The 17,132-nt window shown below is 60.6% G+C and carries 19 protein-coding genes; 8 read left to right on the top strand and 11 right to left on the bottom strand.

Translation table 11 applies throughout. The features are described from left to right. Window positions 1-221 precede the first annotated feature (221 nt). From AC1DON_RS05450 to AC1DON_RS05460, 3 genes are all read left to right on the top strand, one after another. Complete coding sequence (locus AC1DON_RS05450; protein WP_476933737.1) at window positions 222-659, top strand: pilus assembly protein N-terminal domain-containing protein; 438 nt, start codon at window positions 222-224, stop codon at window positions 657-659. A gap of 107 nt (window positions 660-766) precedes the next feature. Next, window positions 767-1,312 (top strand): TadE/TadG family type IV pilus assembly protein, encoded by a 546-nt coding sequence (locus tag AC1DON_RS05455; protein ID WP_476933738.1) that lies wholly within the window; start codon window positions 767-769, stop codon window positions 1,310-1,312. Next, window positions 1,312-1,875: a TadE/TadG family type IV pilus assembly protein gene (locus AC1DON_RS05460; RefSeq protein ID WP_476933739.1), complete on the top strand. Its 564-nt coding sequence runs from the start codon at window positions 1,312-1,314 to the stop codon at window positions 1,873-1,875. The genes AC1DON_RS05455 and AC1DON_RS05460 overlap by 1 nt, the downstream gene beginning before the upstream one ends. Here the strand turns inward: AC1DON_RS05460 and AC1DON_RS05465 are convergent. The 5 genes from AC1DON_RS05465 to bioB all read right to left on the bottom strand — a co-directional run bounded on the left by AC1DON_RS05465 (window position 1,872) and on the right by bioB (window position 6,597). After that, window positions 1,872-3,221, bottom strand: coding sequence for an anthranilate synthase component I family protein (locus AC1DON_RS05465; RefSeq protein ID WP_476933740.1), 1,350 nt, complete (start codon window positions 3,219-3,221; stop codon window positions 1,872-1,874). The genes AC1DON_RS05460 and AC1DON_RS05465 overlap by 4 nt on opposite strands. A 237-nt stretch (window positions 3,222-3,458) precedes the next feature. Continuing rightward, on the bottom strand, window positions 3,459-4,976 hold the full coding sequence (locus AC1DON_RS05470) for an AMP nucleosidase (protein WP_476933741.1): 1,518 nt from the start codon (window positions 4,974-4,976) through the stop codon (window positions 3,459-3,461). A 73-nt stretch (window positions 4,977-5,049) separates the two neighbouring features. Then, on the bottom strand, window positions 5,050-5,343 hold the full coding sequence (locus AC1DON_RS05475) for a type II toxin-antitoxin system RelE/ParE family toxin (RefSeq protein WP_476933742.1): 294 nt from the start codon (window positions 5,341-5,343) through the stop codon (window positions 5,050-5,052). Further along, the gene (locus AC1DON_RS05480; protein ID WP_476933743.1) at window positions 5,340-5,585 is read right to left on the bottom strand and encodes a type II toxin-antitoxin system ParD family antitoxin; all 246 of its coding nucleotides are present in this window, start codon (window positions 5,583-5,585) and stop codon (window positions 5,340-5,342) included. Before AC1DON_RS05480 ends, AC1DON_RS05475 begins: the two co-directional genes overlap by 4 nt. A 31-nt stretch (window positions 5,586-5,616) precedes the next feature. Continuing rightward, a complete protein-coding gene (bioB, locus tag AC1DON_RS05485) occupies window positions 5,617-6,597 on the bottom strand; it encodes a biotin synthase BioB (protein WP_476933744.1) in 981 nt (326 codons plus the stop codon). A 107-nt stretch (window positions 6,598-6,704) separates the two neighbouring features. Here bioB and AC1DON_RS05490 point away from each other — a divergent pair, with 107 nt between their 5' ends. After that, window positions 6,705-7,976, top strand: a complete 1,272-nt coding sequence (locus AC1DON_RS05490; RefSeq protein ID WP_476933745.1) for an MFS transporter — start codon at window positions 6,705-6,707, stop codon at window positions 7,974-7,976. Here AC1DON_RS05490 and AC1DON_RS05495 read toward each other — a convergent pair. After that, window positions 7,973-9,199, bottom strand: coding sequence for an ABA4-like family protein (locus tag AC1DON_RS05495; protein ID WP_476933746.1), 1,227 nt, complete (start codon window positions 9,197-9,199; stop codon window positions 7,973-7,975). The two genes, AC1DON_RS05490 and AC1DON_RS05495, sit on opposite strands and share 4 nt — an antisense overlap. 46 nt (window positions 9,200-9,245) lie before the next feature. Between AC1DON_RS05495 and AC1DON_RS05500 the strand changes: the two genes are divergently transcribed. Beyond that, on the top strand, window positions 9,246-9,881 hold the full coding sequence (locus AC1DON_RS05500; protein WP_476933747.1) for a TetR/AcrR family transcriptional regulator: 636 nt from the start codon (window positions 9,246-9,248) through the stop codon (window positions 9,879-9,881). Between the two features lie 79 nt (window positions 9,882-9,960). Continuing rightward, the gene (gene ahcY, locus AC1DON_RS05505) at window positions 9,961-11,352 is read left to right on the top strand and encodes an adenosylhomocysteinase (protein ID WP_476933748.1); all 1,392 of its coding nucleotides are present in this window, start codon (window positions 9,961-9,963) and stop codon (window positions 11,350-11,352) included. Window positions 11,353-11,404: 52 nt separating this feature from the next. Here ahcY and AC1DON_RS05510 read toward each other — a convergent pair whose 3' ends face one another. The 5 genes from AC1DON_RS05510 to AC1DON_RS05530 form a co-directional block, all read right to left on the bottom strand. After that, entirely contained in the window at window positions 11,405-11,824 is a 420-nt protein-coding gene (locus AC1DON_RS05510) for a DUF3597 family protein (protein WP_476933749.1), read from the bottom strand. Between the two features lie 16 nt (window positions 11,825-11,840). Continuing rightward, window positions 11,841-12,257, bottom strand: coding sequence for a DUF3597 domain-containing protein (locus AC1DON_RS05515; protein WP_476933750.1), 417 nt, complete (start codon window positions 12,255-12,257; stop codon window positions 11,841-11,843). A 63-nt stretch (window positions 12,258-12,320) separates the two neighbouring features. Beyond that, window positions 12,321-13,181 (bottom strand): TIGR03915 family putative DNA repair protein, encoded by an 861-nt coding sequence (locus tag AC1DON_RS05520; RefSeq protein ID WP_476933751.1) that lies wholly within the window; start codon window positions 13,179-13,181, stop codon window positions 12,321-12,323. Next, on the bottom strand, window positions 13,178-14,404 hold the full coding sequence (locus AC1DON_RS05525; protein WP_476933752.1) for a putative DNA modification/repair radical SAM protein: 1,227 nt from the start codon (window positions 14,402-14,404) through the stop codon (window positions 13,178-13,180). Before AC1DON_RS05525 ends, AC1DON_RS05520 begins: the two co-directional genes overlap by 4 nt. Before the next feature lie 184 nt (window positions 14,405-14,588). After that, window positions 14,589-15,356 carry a class I SAM-dependent methyltransferase gene (locus AC1DON_RS05530; RefSeq protein ID WP_476933753.1) on the bottom strand — a complete coding sequence of 256 codons (768 nt, stop codon included), beginning with the start codon at window positions 15,354-15,356 and terminating at the stop codon, window positions 14,589-14,591. On the opposite strand from AC1DON_RS05530, the gene cutA reads away from it, so the two are divergent. Both cutA and AC1DON_RS05540 read left to right on the top strand, forming a co-directional pair. Next, window positions 15,355-15,795 carry a divalent-cation tolerance protein CutA gene (gene cutA / locus AC1DON_RS05535; protein ID WP_476933754.1) on the top strand — a complete coding sequence of 147 codons (441 nt, stop codon included), beginning with the start codon at window positions 15,355-15,357 and terminating at the stop codon, window positions 15,793-15,795. The genes AC1DON_RS05530 and cutA overlap by 2 nt on opposite strands. Before the next feature lie 195 nt (window positions 15,796-15,990). Beyond that, window positions 15,991-17,127 (top strand): serine hydrolase domain-containing protein, encoded by a 1,137-nt coding sequence (locus AC1DON_RS05540; RefSeq protein ID WP_476933755.1) that lies wholly within the window; start codon window positions 15,991-15,993, stop codon window positions 17,125-17,127. The last annotated feature ends 5 nt before the right edge of the window (window positions 17,128-17,132 follow it).

Here is a 17,132-nt window from a genome sequence, read left to right on the forward strand (position 1 = left end):
TGGTAAATATATATTTACTGTAAATTCCAATTAAGGTTAACTACGATTAACGACGGTGAAAATTGAAATATATGAGAAATTTTTTCCTTAATATTGCATTTAGCAATTTTAAAGATTTATTGATTACCCTGTTTCCTAACGCGCTCCTCATGCCTGTATGGTCAGGATAGGGGTGAAAGCAGCGCCAGCGCGCGTGTCGGCAATACATAAAGAGTTCTGTCATGATCCGGAATGGAAGACATATCCTGGCGGTTGCCCTTGTCGCGGCGGCGGGTTTTACAGCGACGGCGGCCGTTGCGGGTCAGCGCCTCGTCGTCGAAAAGAACCACACGGTCCGGGTCTCGCTGAATGCGCCGGCGTCTTCGGTCATTGTTGGCAATCCTGAGATTGCTGATGTCAATGTCGTTGATTCCCGCACCGTCTATATTCTGGGTAAGGGCTTCGGCAACAGTTCGGTCACGATCACCGGCCGCGACGGCCGCGCCCTGTTTGACGGAGAAGTCGCCGTAACGGCGGTGCGCCAGGGCGCTATTACCGTCTATAAGGGCCTGAAGCCCAGCCTGATGGTCTGCACCAATGTCTGCATCGCCGAGGACGTCAATAACGGCAATACCTCGACCCCGGGCGCTTCCGTGGCGGCGCCCGTTCCCGCGCCCTAGGCCCCACAGCGGCGCAGGCTGCGCGTAAAAGCTGCCGGGACTTAACGGACTGTTGACCCAGGTGCTGTAGGATCGTCCTACCTTAGGCACAGGGATCGGACCGGGATATGGTGGCGAAGATACGCGCGCTGCGTTGGATTGCGCAGCTTGGCGAGGGGGTGAGGGACCGTCGGGGTTCCGCGGCGGTTGAATTCGCCATGATCGCTTTCCCGCTTATTTTCATGATCCTGTGCTGTTTCGAGCTGGCCCTGATCGTACTTTTATCGGTGACCCTGGATAATGCTACCGACCTGGCGTCACGTCAGATTCGCACAGGCATCCTGACCCAGGCCAATTCCACCGCGGCCATTTTTCGTCAGAAGATCTGCGCCAACATGACCTGGCTGTCCGGAACCTGTGAGGCCAGCCTCCAGGTCGACGTCCAGACCTATGACAGTTTCGCCCAGGTTCCGAAGACCGACCTCATCAAGAACGGTCAGTTCGATTCCGCCAACTTCGCCTATGTCATCGGCAAGGGCAGCAAAATCCAGATGGTGCGCGCCTATTACGAGTGGCCGATGTTCACGCCGTTCCTTGAGGCAGGCATGACGACGCTCAGCAACAAGAATGCGGTGATCAGCGCCAAGGTCGTCTTCAGAAACGAGCCGTTCTAATGGGTATTCTCAACCGTCTTGCCAATTGCGTTCGCCTGCGCGGCTTTGCCAAAGACCGCCGGGGCGTGTCTGCCGTCGAATTTGCGCTCATCGCGCCAATTCTCATCATGACCTATCTCGGCCTGGCCGAATTGACGCTGAGCATGATGGCGGGGCGCCGCACCTCGCACCTTGCCGCCACGATAGGTGACCTGGCGGCGCAGTCGGAAACCCTGACCAATGCCAATGTCACCGATCTGTGGGAGATCGGCACCAGCATGTTGCAGCCCTTTGAGACCGGCACCAAGCTAAGGGTGCGCCTGACCTGTGTAACCATGGGCGCGGACAAGATTGCGCGTGTCGACTGGAGTGACGGGCACAATATCGCCGACTATGCCGATGGCAAGCAAATCACGTCGATTACCACAGACCAGATTGCCGCCAAGGAAAGCCTGATCATGACGGAAGTCGAATACGACTTCGTCTCGCCGCTCGGCAAGTTGCTGCCCGGTGAAAAGACCTTCAAGGACACCTTTTATCACCATCCGCGCAACGGCACTGCCGTTGTCCGTAAGGCGTCCTAAAGACTAATTTTGGCGCCTTCGAGGACGCGGCGGATCAGGGACAGCTTGGTTTCCGTTTCGATGCGTTCGGCCTTAGGGTCGCTGTCGGCGACTATACCGCCGCCCGCCGCCGCGCGGACATGCCACCTGTGTGCCTCGTCGCGTTCGAAGGCCAGGGTGCGGATCAGGACGCTTGAATCCATCGCCCCGCCCGCGTCGACGGTAAACAGCGCGCCGCAATAGGGCCCGCGCGCCGCCTCCATTTCATGAATGACCTTCATCGCCTGCACCTTGGGCGCGCCTGAGATCGAGCCCGCCGGCAGGGTTGCCGCCAGGACGTCGGCCGCGGTCTTTCCGGCCGCCAGCTGGGCCGTGACGGTCGAGACGAGGTGGTGGACATTGGCGTAGGATTCCAAGGCATGGAGCGCCGGCACAGCGACGCTGCCGGTCTCGGCGACCTTCGACAAGTCGTGCCGCATCAGGTCGACGATCATCAGGTTTTCTGCGCGGTCTTTGATGCTGACCTGGAGTTCGGCAGCGAATGCGTGATCTTCGCGCTCGGTTTGGCCGCGCGGGCGTGTTCCCTTGATTGGCCGTGTTTCGAGCAAGCCATCTGCGTCGAGGCGAATGAAGCGCTCCGGGCTGTTTGACACGATGGCGCGCTCGCCCAGGTTCACAAACGCACCAAACGGGGCCGCTCCCTGCGCGTGCAGAGCCGCTGCGACATCGCCCGGCGAGACCTCATTGCGCAACCGTCCGCTCCAGCCGCGCGCCAGATTGGCCTGGAACAGGTCGCCGGCATGAATCTGCCGGACGAGGGCCGCGACCTTGTCCTCATGGACACCGTCGGGCGTTTCAAGCCGCAGGGGGGCGTCGGTAAGCGGGGCTACCGGCGCTGGCTTTGACGCGGTTGCGTGATAAAGCGTGATCAGGCGGTCACGGATGGCGTCGGCTTCGCTCTGGCTGGACCCCCGGCCGATCACCAGCCCCTGACCGGTCGTGTGATCGATACTTATGAGGCCGGGATAGAGCCGCACCACCAGTTCGGGCCACGCGCCGCGCCCTTCGATGCGGAACGGCCGCCGCGCCATGCGCTCAAGTCGTGGCCCCAGTTCGAAAGCCGCCAGGCCGAGCAGTCCGCCTGTAAACGGCGGCAGGCCAGGCACCGTTTCGCCTTGCTGTACAAAGGCCGTCGCGGCGCGCAGCACCTGTGCTGCGTCTGCGGTATCATCATAGGCCAGGACGGCTTCGGCCGCCGGCTCCGCCATCAGGTAGCTGTAACGCCCTCGCGCGCCCCCGTCGGAAACCAGTGCTGCGGACCCGGTGTGTTCGTACCACGACGCCAAGCACAGCTCAGCCAGGTTCACACTTAGCGAACACGTACTGATAAACGGTATGTGAGCCGAAAAGGGCAACATTCACAGCAACTTGATTCGATTGCAAACGCTTGCGGGCGCAAAGTAAGATCAGGAATTAGGCACGGTTTTCACTATCTGCCGAGCGTGAAAATGGCGCCGCGAAACCTATGGATGGAGGTCCATTGATCCTATCGGAGCGGCTTGCCAAGAGGCAAACCGCTCCTTTTTTTATCTGCCACGCCTATATTACCGGAAAGGTGGCTCCTCAAAGGCCCTGAGCTTGCGCGAATGCAGCCGTGTGCCGAAGTCGCGCAGGATGCCGACCGTCTCGATGCCGATGTCTATATGTTCGCGGATGGCGCGCTCATAGAACAGGTTGGCCTGGCCCGGCAGCTTTAGTTCACCGTGCAAAGGTTTGTCCGAGACGCATAAAAGCGTGCCGTAGGGAACGCGGAAGCGGTAGCCTTGGGCGGCCAGGGTGGCGCTTTCCATATCGATGGCGACGGCGCGCGATAACGAAAAGCGCAAGGAGCTTGCAGAATAGCGCAGTTCCCAGTTGCGGTCGTCGGTGGTGACGACCGTGCCTGTGCGCAGTCGCTTCTTCAGACCGTCGCCGTCCTCACCGGTGATGCGTACGGCGGCCTGATGCAGGGCCTGCTGGACTTCGGCGATAGCGGGAATGGGGATTTCGCGCGGCAGCACGTCGTCCAGCACGTGGTCATCGCGCAGATAGGCGTGGGCCAGCACATAGTCGCCGATGCTCTGTGAAGGACGCAGGCCGCCGCAGTGGCCGATCATCAGCCAGGCGTGCGGGCGCATGACCGCCAGATGGTCGGTGATGTTCTTGGCATTGGAGGGGCCGACGCCGATATTGACCAGGGTGATCCCCTGACGGTCCTTGCCCAGCAAGTGATAGGCGGGCATCTGATGCTTGCGCCAGGTCGAATTGGCGATCAGTTCCTCGGGGTTCGGCGTGTCCTTGGTGACGATGAAATTGCCGCAGCACGAAAGCGCCGTATAGGGGCTGTCGGGCTTCTTCAGCTGTTCCAGGGCATAGGTGACGAAGACATCGACATAGCGATTATAGTTCGTCATCAGGATGTAGCTTTGGGTATGTTCGGCCGGCGTGCCCGTATAGTGCTTGAGGCGGGCCAGCGAGAAGTCGGTGCGCAGGCCGTCGAACAGGGCCAGCGGACGATTGCCTTCGTCATCCATGACTTCCAAGCCGTCGGCGACCTCATTACCGATCAGCGCCAACTCGGTGGCCGGGAAGTGACGCGCCAGGTCCAGGGCCGACACAGCGTTGAGATCCAGCCCCGCGCCGTCGAGCACGTAGGGGTAGGGGATTTCTTGGTCCGACAGGCCGACGCTGACCTCGGCGCCATAGTCGGCGATCATCAGGCCCAGTTGTTCTTCGATATAGGCGCCATACAGGTCCGGACGGGTGACCGAAGACGCGTAGGTACCGGGGCGCGAAAAGCGGGCAAAGGCGCGGTTGACCTGGGGGTGGCGATGGGCGGCAGCGATGACGTCGTCTTCGGCATCGTGGAGGCCGCGCCAGACAACGGTCAGTTTCGGATAGCAGTAACGGCCGGCGTCGCGCATGGCGCGGGCGGGTTTGACACGGTTGGTCAGATAGGCCTGCAGGTCTTCCTGAAGTGCTGAGACCGAACGGTCATAGATTTGCTTCAGCTGGTCGACAGCTTCGGCGGCGGTCAAAGGCGCGGCCGGTTGGGTATCATTCAATTTTGTGGGTTTGTTCATGGCGATACCTAGCACAGCTTGGCTATCGCCGCTATCGGCGCAATGTGAATTTTTGTTTCGCGCGATAACAGGTTTAAAAGTTGTCGTCGGGGTTCATGCTTTGGTGAAGGATACGCACAATAACCAGATCATCCGCTGCTTCATGCTTATAGAAGATCGTATGGGATTGAGAAAAACTACGGAAATGACCTGGGCGCATGTCATCGACGGTCATGCCGATTTTAATCCCTGCCGCTAAATCTTCACAGGCCGTCAGGAGTTGGTCAACATAGCGCTCTGCTTGATCAACCGACCACTGACGCGCGGTGTAAAGCCAGATATCACTTAGATCGTCTTTGGCAGCCGACGAAATGACAAGACGCTTCAACCTTTAAAAGTCCTGCGCATTTCGCTTAAGAATGCGGACTTGTCGAAGTCCCGAATACGTCCAGAGGTGTCGCCCTTCTCTAGGGCCGCCTTTAAGGCTCGGACCTTGCTTTCACGTTCCTCAAGGAGCCGGAGGCCAGCATTGACCACATCGCTCGGTGACGCAAAATGACCGGCATCAATTTGTGCATCGATGAACTCCGCCGCCTGATCGTCAATGGCCAATGATGTATGTCGTGTCATAAAGCCAAGGTACGTTCAAATAGCAAAAAACTCAAGACATCGGCCGGAGGTCGAGCGCCTGGAACAGGTGGGCGTCGCTGCCGCGTTCCGGGTTGGGTGTGGTCAGCAGCTGATTGCCGACAAAGATCGAATTGGCGCCCGACATAAAGCACAGGGCCTGAAGCTCATCGCTCATCTCATTGCGGCCGGCGCTGAGGCGCACCATGGCCTTGGGGCAGACGATACGCGCCACGGCGACCGTGCGGACGAATTCGATGCCCGAAATGCCGCCGTCGCGCGCGGCCTTTTCGCCCAACGGCGTGCCGGTCACCGCGACCAGGTTGTTGATCGGCAGGCTGTCGGGATGGTTCGGCAAGGTGGCCAGCTGATGCAGGAACGACACCCGGTCTTCGCGTGCTTCGCCCATGCCGACAATGCCGCCGCAGCAGGTCTTCATGCCGGCATCGGCCACGGCCTGGAGCGTATCGAGGCGCTCGGCATAGGTCCGCGTCGTGACGACCTTGTCGTAATATTCCGGCGAGGTGTCGAGGTTGTGGTTGTAATAGTCGAGGCCGGCGTCTTTCAGTGCCGTCGCCTGATCGGGACGCAGCATGCCCAGCGTCGCACAGGTTTCCAGCCCCAGCGCCTTGACGCCGCTGATCATCTCGCTGAGGGCGGGCAGGTCGCGGTCCTTCAGGTCGCGCCACGCCGCGCCCATGCAGAAGCGTTGCGCACCGCCGTCTTTTGCGGCCTGGGCGGCGGCCAGAACCTGATCGGCCAGCATCAGCTTGGAGGCCTTCAAACCTGTATCGAAATGTGCCGATTGCGAGCAGTAGCCACAGTTTTCGGCGCAGCCGCCGGTCTTGACCGACAAAAGCTGCGACAGCTGGACTTCGCTGGGGTCGAAGGATTGCCGGTGTACGGTGGCGGCGCGGAAGACCAGCTCCATGAACGGCAGGTCGAACAGGGCGGCGATCTCGGCCTGGGTCCAGTCGTGCCGCACCGTAGCAAAGGTCTGGGATGTATCGGCCATGTCATAACTCCGCGTCAGGAGACATGCCTTAGCGGCATCGGCAGGTATGGTCAAATGCACCGGATTGTTCTAATGCGCATGAAATAATCTGGGGATCGAAACTTCGCATGACCGCATCCGACACCAAGCCGCTCAATTCGCCGTTCAAGGTTCTGCTGGCCAGCCTGATCGGCACGACGATCGAATTCTTCGACTTCTACGTCTATGCCACGGCGGCTGTGCTGGTCTTCCCGACGCTGTTCTTCCCGTCGAGCGATGCGACCTCGGCCTTGCTTCAGTCGTTTGCCACCTTCTCGATCGCGTTTTTTGCCCGCCCGATCGGCGCCATGGTCTTCGGCCATTTCGGTGACGTCATCGGGCGCAAGGCGACCCTGGTCGCAGCATTGCTGACCATGGGGATTTCGACCGTTATCATTGGTCTTCTACCGTCCTATGCGCAGATCGGTGTCGCTGCGCCCGCACTTCTGGCGCTTTGCCGCTTTGGGCAAGGGCTGGGCCTGGGTGGGGAATGGGGTGGCGCGGTGCTGCTGGCGACTGAGAACGCGCCTCCGGGCAAGCGGTCGTGGTACGGCATGTTCCCGCAACTGGGCGCTCCGGTAGGCCTGCTCCTGTCGTCGGGCGCCTTCTGGGTCCTGCTGCAGAACATCTCGCAGGAAGATTTCCTGAGCTGGGGCTGGCGCGTGCCCTTCCTGGCCTCGATCGTATTGATCGTGATTGGCCTGTGGGTCCGTTTCTCGATCACCGAGACGCCGGAATTCCAGGCGGCCAAGGACAAGGAAGAGCGCGTCAAGGTGCCGCTGGCGCGCATCTTTGCCCACCACAAGCGCAGCCTGCTGCTCGGCAGCTTTGTCGGCCTGGTCACCTTCGTGCTCTTCTATATCGGCAGCGCCTGGCTTCTGTCGTTCAACGTCAAGACCCGCCACATCCCCTTCCTGGAAGCGCTGGAAATCCAGATCCTGGGCTCGGTCGCATTCGGCCTGTTCATCCCGATCTCGGCCAAGCTGGCGGAAAAGTTCGGCCGTCGTCAGGTGCTGATCGCCACGACGGTGCTGATCGGCCTGTTTTCGTTCAGCCTGCCGGTCCTGCTCGGCGGGGCGGACAGTGCCATCTTCGTCTTTTCGGCCTTGGCCATGGCCTTGATGGGCCTGACCTATGGCCTGATCGGCACGGCGTTGGCGGCACCGTTTCCGACCGAGGTGCGCTATACCGGTTCCAGCCTGACCTTCAACTTCGCCGGTATCTTTGGCGCCTCGCTTGCGCCCTATGCGGCGACCTGGCTCTACAGCAATTATGGCGCGTCGCACGTCGGCTACTACCTGCTGGCGGCCGCCGCGATCACCCTCTTGTGCATCCTTTTGTCGGGCAAGGACGAGGTTTAGCCGACCCCTGCGAGAAAAGGCTGTCCCGCCAGTGCCTGAAAGAAGACCAGGACGGTCAGGGCGACGCCGGCGATCGTTCCCGTTACCAGCGCGAACCAGCGCCAGAAGGCCGGCAAGGGCGAGACCAGCGCCGCCAGCAAGGGCAGGACCTGCATGAAGTGCAGGCCAAAGAAGTGGGCAACGCGCAGGTCGCCACCTTCGCGGTTCCAGCCAAGCACCGGGAAGTGCCCGCCCTCGGCGCCGACGACATGGCCTGTCGGGTAGGACGCCATCATGCCGGCGAATGTGCCGCCGAGCAAAAAGGACAGGGCAAGCCCCAGCACCACAGCCGCCACATAGTCCGGCCGCAAACCGGGCGCTGGCCTGCGCGCGACCTCCCAGGCTATGAGGGGCAGGGCGGCAATCGCGACGATAATGGCCATACCCATGAGGGTGTACATCAGCGATGACATTGGTGTTGCCGTGTTGAAGTGCGAATGCGTGCCGTGCGCCGCCTGCCAGGTGATCCAGAACAGCTCGAACGACAGCATCAGCACCGTGCTCCAGACGGCGAACTGCATAAGCGGCTGTTTGCGGCGGTCTTCACGGACATAGCCGAAGACCCAGGCGAGCGTCAGGCTGTAGACCGCGATCGACAGGAAGAACTTGGCCGGCTTTACCCAGATATTGACGCCGTCGAGCATACGGGTGTCGATCATTTGCAGGCCGAGCATCACGCCGAAGCCGAGCAGCATAAGAGCGCCATAACCTGCCAGAAGCGGTTGGCGTTGGAACAGGATCGCCAACATGCCAGCCTTTACCTGCCCTTGCGCCCCCCGAATGAACATGTAGGCGGCAAAGCCCACCGGACCGAACATGAAGGTCAGGAACAGGCACGGCAGGAGCAGGACGCCGGGTATGCCCCGCTGCCTGCCGTCATCGACAATCCACGCGCCGACGAACAGGTCAAAGGCCAGATAGTGCAGCCATCCGGCCGTCAGCACTTCGTCGTTCAGGAACAGGGCGCGGACCTGAGCAATTGACGAATACCCGCCGCCTTGCTGAAAGGCTTCTGCGCCGGCTGCCATGAGAACACTGTAGGCCATGGCGAACAGGACTGGGATGCCGAGGCGAACGGCAGGGACAACGCGTTGCCGCAATTGCGCGCTGAAGGACGAGGCACTCAGCGCCAGCCAACCCACCATCGCAATCATGTTGCCATAGCCAAATGCCATTTCCGTCATATCGTCTCCCCCTTGCCCTTCATTTGAACAGTGTATAGATTGCGATATGAGCGACAAACTAAACAGTGTCAAGTTGAATCTTGACGGCGTTAACATTGACGCGCCCAAGACTTATCACCATGGCGATCTGAAAGAGGCGTTGATCGCCGCTGGTGAGAGCATCTTGGCCGAGCGCGGTGTCGAAGGCTTTTCGCTGCGTGAGGCCGCGCGCCGTGCCGGGGTTTCGCCGGCCGCGCCCGCACACCATTTCGGTGACGCCCGGGGCCTCCTGACGGCCATTGCGACGCGCGGGTTTGAAGGTCTGATTGCGGCCTTGCGGGCGGCGAACCAGATGGACGGCGACCGCCGGGCGCGCATGCTGGCTCAGGGGCGGGCCTATGTGCGTTACGCCCTTGAGCAACCTGCGCGCTTCGACCTGATGTGGCGCTATGAAGCGCTGAACCTCGATGATCCGGCTCATCGCGCCTCCGGTTTTGAGGCCTTCTCGTTATTGCACGAGGTCGTAACGGGCGCGTCGGCAGAGGACTGTGACCCGGCAAACGGTCCGGGATTACCCATCAATCCGCGCGTGGCGGCCGTTTGGTCTCTGGTCCATGGCTTTGCGCAACTGGCGCGGCAAGGCAGTTTCAACGCGGAGGCGCCGGGACTGCTCGAAGGCGTTCTGGAGAGTGTGGTCATATAAAGATATCTTTATATCTTTATTGCATCGGTAACGACCAGCGGGTATAACCGCGCAAATTAATTTGCGCGGAACCCATCCCATGTCAGACTTCATTGTAAAAGACCTCAGCCTTGCCCCTTGGGGCCGCAAGGAGCTGGACATTGCCGAGGGCGAAATGCCGGGCCTGATGGCGACCCGCGCCGAGTTCGGCAAGCAGCAGGTTTTGAAGGGCGCGCGCATTGCCGGCTCGCTGCACATGACCATCCAGACGGGTGTGCTGATCGAAACCCTGCAGGCGCTCGGCGCCGAAGTCCGCTGGGCGTCGTGCAACATCTTCTCGACCCAGGACCACGCTGCTGCCGCCATCGCCGAACGCGGCACGCCGGTCTTCGCCATCAAGGGCGAAACCCTGGAAGAATACTGGGACTATGCCCACAAGATCTTCGAATGGCACGACGGTGGCTATCCGAACCTGATCCTCGATGACGGCGGCGACGCGACCCTGCTGTGTGTCCTCGGCCCCAAGGCTGAAAAGGACGCCTCGCTGTTAGAGAACCCAACCAACGAGGAAGAAGAAGCGCTCTACAAGGTCATGAAGCGCTACATCAAGGAAAAGCCCGGCTTCTATTCGGCGATCCGCGATGCCATCAAGGGCGTGTCGGAAGAAACGACGACGGGCGTGCACCGCTTGTACGCCATGGCGCAGAAGGGCGACCTGCCCTTCCCGGCGATCAACGTCAATGACAGCGTGACCAAGTCGAAGTTCGACAACCTGTATGGTTGCCGCGAATCGCTGGTCGACGCCATTCGCCGCGCCACCGACGTCATGCTGGCCGGCAAGGTCGCGGTTGTGCTGGGTTACGGCGACGTCGGCAAGGGTTCGGCGGCTTCGCTGCGCAATGGCGGCGCCCGCGTTATCGTCACCGAAATCGACCCGATCTGTGCCCTTCAGGCCGCGATGGAAGGCTATGAAGTCCGCACGGTCGAGGAAGTCGCTGCCTATGCCGACATCTTCGTCACCGCAACAGGCAACAAGGACGTGCTGCGCCTGGAACACATGCGCGAGATGAAGCACAACGCCATCGTCTGCAACATCGGTCACTTCGACTCGGAAATCCAGATCGCTGCTCTGCGTAACCTCAAGTGGGACGAGATCAAGCCGCAGGTCCACCACGTCGAGTTCGCCGATGGCAAGAAGATCATCATCCTGTCGGAAGGGCGCCTGGTCAATCTCGGCAACGCCACGGGCCACCCCAGCTTCGTCATGTCGGCCAGCTTCACCAACCAGACCCTGGCGCAGATCGAACTGTGGACCAATGGCAAGTCGTACGAGAACCAGGTCTACACCCTGCCCAAGCGTCTCGACGAAAAGGTCGCCTTGCTGCACCTCGACAAGCTGGGCGCCAAGCTGACCACGCTCAATGCCGAGCAGGCCGATTATATCGGCGTGCCGGTGGCAGGTCCGTTCAAGCCGGAACACTATCGCTACTAAGGCTCCCCCGCCTCAAAGCAAAAGCGGCGCATCCCAGGATGCGCCGCTTTTTTTATTTGAAGTCCGCCGGGATGTCCCCGCCGCGTTCGTCCAGTTGGTGCATGGTCGCCCGAAGCAGGGTGGCATCACTGGCATTTCCTGCCATGCCGAGTTCGGCGGCCAGCGCTTCCCGGGTTTCCGATGACGGATCGATCCCGCACAGCGTCAGCAGGTCGTCAACTGACTGCCGCCAGTTGAGGTCACGGCCTTCCATGGCGTTGGCGTAGTCAAGGATGGCCTCGACATCGACCCGGTCCATAAGCGGCACCAGCGGTGGCGCGCCCAATGGCGCCGACATGCTGCCGGCGGGCTCAAGGGCTGTGGGCGCGATAACAGGCGGCGGCGTTTCCTGACCCAGTGTCGGGGCCTCATCGCGATGGCTGAAGATGAAATCCTCGATGGCTTCGAAGACGGTCGCGTAAAAGGTGGCCATATTTCGCTCCCTAAGCTCAATCCTTGAGATTGGCGGGCACCTGACCACCAGACTTTTCTAGTTCGCGCATTACCGCCTTGTGCAGCCAGATGTTCATCGTGGCGGAATCATTCATGTCGCCGTTGTAGCCAAGTTCCTGCGCTAGCTCCTTGCGGTTCTGCAGGCTGGAATCGATGCCGCAAAGCTTCATCAGGTCGACGATCGACTGGCGCCAGTTGAGCGTCTGGCCGGCTTCGCGCGCTTCCTGGTCGAGGATGGCCTCGATATCGACGCGTTCCTGCACTTCGGCGACAGTGGGTTGGGCGGCCGGCGCAGGTTGGGTCTGCGCAGTCGGAGCGGCAGGACTCGGCGTCGCCTGGGCTTGTCCGGACTTGCCGACGGTGATGAACTTCTTGCCGAAAAGAAAGTCCTTGATTGAACTGAAGACACCCATTGTGAAGCTCCCAATTTTTGAGCCCACCCCGTTGGATGATTAGTCGCGCAATTCACCATAAAATTACGATAGCGACTTGCCGTGCAGGCGTTTGTGAAATGCGGGCACGGTCTCGCTGGCCATACGATCGGCCATCTCGCGCACGCGGCTTTCGGCGGTGCTGATCATGTCCGGGATAAGTCCGGCTTCGGGCAGGTTCTTCCAGTATTTCTTCGGCATATGTGTTTGCATCGACTTCACCTTCAGCCGTGCCGGATTGAAGATATTGGCGAAGTAGGTCCGCCACAGCTCGTCCGTTTCATCGCTCAGGTCGGGACGTGCGGCAGGTTCATCATCGGTATGGAGGTGTTCGCCGTCCCACGACGCCGTGCCTTTCGGCGTCGCGATCGCCCAGTCCATATCGCCGAAACGTCGCTGGAAAAAGGGTGCGGTGGTTTCGATGATAAAGTGGTCGGGTTCGAACCAGGCGACGAAGGCGCGCCGGGTGGTGTCAGAGGGCACCTCCTTGAAGCGCACAAAGGCAGTCATCTTGTGTTTGTCGCGATGGACGGATTTGACCATCATGCGGGCGCGCGACACGTCGGGATCAGAAGGGATTTCCAGCAGGGCTTTTTCCGTTTGCAGCCGCCAGAGCAGACGATAGGCGAGGGGGAAGCGGGCAGGGTCACTGTGGCAGATAAGCTGTTCGGCCAGGTCGATAAAGGCGGGGGGTACGGTAACTACCGTGGCCCCGCCCACCGCTACGCGGTCCCCCCTCCCCATGTTGCCTGCCGGCGAGGCTGGGGAGGGCGAAGAAAACAAATCATCAGCTGTTTCCACCCTGGTCCATTCGATGTCGTGCGGCAGCGTGCCCTGGTGCAGCAAGTCGCGAGCAGCCGCGCGCCATTCACCAAAATCACCTCGGCCGCGCAGGATGATTTTCATAGCAGTTCCAGTTGCCGCGGCTTGGGCATCATCATCTCGCGCAGGTCGCTGCGGTCGATCAGCTTGACCGGTGTCCAGCCGGAGGCAGTGACAAAGGGCTGGACCTTCTTCACCGACACTTTCAGCCGTTTCAGATCGTCCAGACCCATCCGCTTGTGCGCCCGGCCGCAGAGGATGGCATCGACTGTCTTGACGCCAAAGCCCGGCACGCGCAGTAGCATTTCGCGCTCGGCCTTATTGATATCGACAGGAAACCGGTCGCGATTGGCGAGCGCCCAGGACAGTTTTGGATCAATGGTCAGGTCGAGCATGCCGTCGGGCTGCGACGCTGTGATTTCCCCGATGCCAAAGCCATAGAAGCGATAGAGCCAGTCCGCCTGATAGAGGCGGTGTTCGCGCATCAGGGGCGGCTTGATCAGCGGCAGTGCCTTCGATGCATCCGGGATCGGGCTGAAAGCGGAATAGTAGACGCGGCGCAGAGCGTAGCTGCCGTAAAGATTGGCGCTGGTGCCCAAGATGGTAGCGTCGCTGGCCTGATCGGCGCCGATGATCATCTGGGTGCTTTGGCCGGCCGGCGCGAAGGTCTTACGACGTTTGGTGTAGGTCAGTTCGGATGCCGCATCGATCTTGCCTTTGAGCTCGCCCATCGAGCGGCGGATATTCGCCGGGTGTTTCTGGGGGGCAAAGGCTTCGACCCCGGCATCGGTCGGCAGTTCGATATTGATCGAGAGGCGATCGGCGTAGAGACCGGCCTCTTCGATCAGGGCCGCGGACGCTTCCGGGATAGTCTTGAGGTGGATATAGCCGCGAAAGCCATGCGTCACACGCAGGTCGCGGGCGATCCGGACCATCTGCTCCATGGTGTAGTCGGAATTGCGGATAATGCCCGACGACAGGAACAGGCCTTCGATATAGTTGCGGCGATAGAATTCGAGCGTCAGCCAGACGACTTCGGCTGGTGTGAAACGGGCGCGTTCGATATTGCTCGATGACCGGTTGATGCAGTATGCGCAGTCATAGATGCAGAAATTGGTCATCAGGATCTTGAGCAGCGATATGCACCGTCCGTCCGGCGCATAGGCGTGGCAGATGCCGGACCCTTCGGTCGAACCAATGCCGCCCGCGCTGGAATCGCGCTTCGTGGTTCCGGAAGACGCGCAACTGGCGTCGTACTTGGCAGCGTCGGAAAGAATGGCCAGCCGCTCTTTAATACTCTTTTTCATAACAAGTTCATGTTATGTTCTTTTGATGGGGCGGTCAATATAAATCCCCCTCTCCCCTTTTAAGGGGAGAGGGTAGGGGTGAGGGGTAAATGGCCGTAGATAGGTGTGTGGAATCGACCGTGACCCCTCATCCGGTCGAGCAAGCTCGCCCACCTTCTCCCCTCAGGTGGGGAGAAGGGAATTGTTACTTCGGCTTTTTAAAGCGCAACGTCATGCGATCCGACTCGCCAATGGCATCGAACTTGGCGCGTTCGGCGTCGGTCAGGACCTTGGCACCTTCACTGCTCTTGCGGATCGGCGGCAGGGTCCAGACACCAAACGGATGGTCGCGCGTATCCTTGGGGTTCGCGTTGATTTCCGACTTGCCGTCGAGCACGAAGCCGGCCTTTTTCGCCGCTTCGATGACGTAGGACTCGGGAACATAACCGGTGCCCGCCTTGGGATCGGAGCCTTCCGGCGCGCGGTGCTGTTCGACCGCCAGGATACCGCCGGGCTTGAGCGCCTTGTAGAAGGCGCCCATGAAGTTATCGGTCGTTTCGCCCTGGCGTGACCAGTTGTGATAAGCGCGGGCCACCAGGACCATGTCAGCCGAGTTGGCGGGCAGCGAGGTGAAGTCATCGCCGGCCAGCTTATAGGCCTTGACCTCGCCAAAGATCGACTTGTCAGAGACTTCTTTCCAGAAATTGGCGTCGGAGGTGTTACCCATGGCGGCGGCATAGGTGCCACCTGTTGTCTTGGCGTAGGGCGCCAGGATTTCCGTCCACCAGCCGCGGGCGCCCGGGCTGATTTCGAGGATGGTCATGCCGGGCTTCAGGCCCCAGAAGGTCAGGGCTTCGACCGGGTGGCGCTGGCTGTCGCGCGCCTTGTTCTCAGGGGCGCGCCAGGAACCGGCGACGGCGTCCTGCAACGCCTTGTCTTTTGCGATGGCGGGTGCGCAGGCCATCAGGCTCATGCCGATCACTGCCGATAAAACGGTACGCCGAACCAAGGTCATTGCGGTCTCTCCCATGTTGGATGGCCACCAGTCAGCCGGTTTGCAAATCAAAGTCAATCGCGGTTACATTAACGTTATGACAGATACGGACATGGTCGTGGTTTCCGTCGCCTGCGGGTCGGAAATCGAAGCAAATAATCTGGCGGCGTTGCTGATCGGCCAGCGATTGGCGGCGTGCGTGCAGAGTCATGCCATGGTCAGCACCTATAGCTGGCAGGGCAAGGTCGAGACGGCACCAGAAATCATGCTGACGATAAAGACGCTGGCGTCAAAGCTGACAGCGCTGGAAGCCCTGGTGAGACAGCATCACAGCTATGACGTACCGGAAATCATCGCGGTTCCGTTTGTCTGGGCGTCGGAAGACTATGCCCGGTGGTTGCGCGAATGTCTGGAGTAGCCCGCGAGGCCGTCCCGGCCGAGGAACGATGAGGCGCCGAAGCGGCCCCGCAAGGCATGTGGCACCATTGGTAGCGATGACATGGCGTGATTTGCGATAGGATTACAACGGTCGAAGATGCTGGCGCGAAACGGCGATTGAAGAGACTCTTCGCGCGCGATAGAGATGATGTCACATCGTTAAAAAGGTTGGATCATGATTGAGATCGGCGGCGTTTGTCCGGAAACATTTTCCCGCGTTAAAGACGCGTTCGCCGAGAACTTCAGCAATGGCCCGAGCGGGCTGACCGAACGCGGCGCGCGCTTTTCGGCTGTGGTCGGCGGCGAAACCGTCCTCGATATCTGGGCCGGATCGGCCGACCGCGAAGGTTTGAAGCCGTTTGATGACAAGACGTTGACGCCGATCTTTTCGACGGGCAAGGCGGTCATGGCGACCTTGGTTGCGCGGTTGGTCGAACGCGGCAAGGTCGATTACGAAACACCTGTCGCCCACTACTGGCCGGAGTTCGGTCAGGCGGGCAAGTCGCGTATTACTGTCGGCCAGCTGATCTCGCACCAGGGCGGCCTGCCGGGCTTTGTGCCGGCGAAAGATCCGTCGATCTGGTTCGACGTCCAGGCGACGCTTGATGCCCTGTGCGCGCAGGAGCCGCTGTGGTCGCCGGGCCAGGGCTCTGGCTATCATCCGGTTACCGGCGGCTACCTGATCAATGAACTGCACCGCCGCGTTGATGGGCGGACGCTCGGCACCGCATTGCGCGACGATTTCGCTGTGAAGTATGGTCTCGACCTGATGATCGGCACGCCTGACAGCGAGGCGCAGCGCATCGCCGCCCTGCAAAAGCCATCGTCCCCGCCCGATCTCGGCGCGATCGACAAGATCAAGCAGGCGGCTTTCCTCGACAAGGGCTCGGCACCTGGCGGTCGTGGCTCGGAAGACTGGCGTCGCATGGAAATTCCGTCGGCCAATGCTCACGGCACGGCCCTGGCCCTGGCCCGGTTCCTAGGGATCGTCGCCAGCGGTGGTTCGATGGGTAGCGATCGCATCCTGTCGGTCAATACGCTCGGCAGTGCGACACGCGAACGCATCTATGGCCAGGACCGCGTCTTGCCCTTCCGGCTGAGCTGGGGTGCGGGCTTCTTGCGCAATCGCGGTATTCACATCTATGGCCCGAATGAGCGGGCCTTAGGCCACTCGGGCTGGGGCGGCTCGTGCGTCATGGCCGATCCCGATCGCAAGCTTTCGGCGGCCTATGTCATGAACCGCCAGTCGTCCTACCTGATCGGCGACCCGCGCGCCGTGAAGCTGATCGACGCGCTGTATCAGTGTTTGTAAGGCAA

The organism is Asticcacaulis sp. P4_H10 (assembly GCF_056400965.1).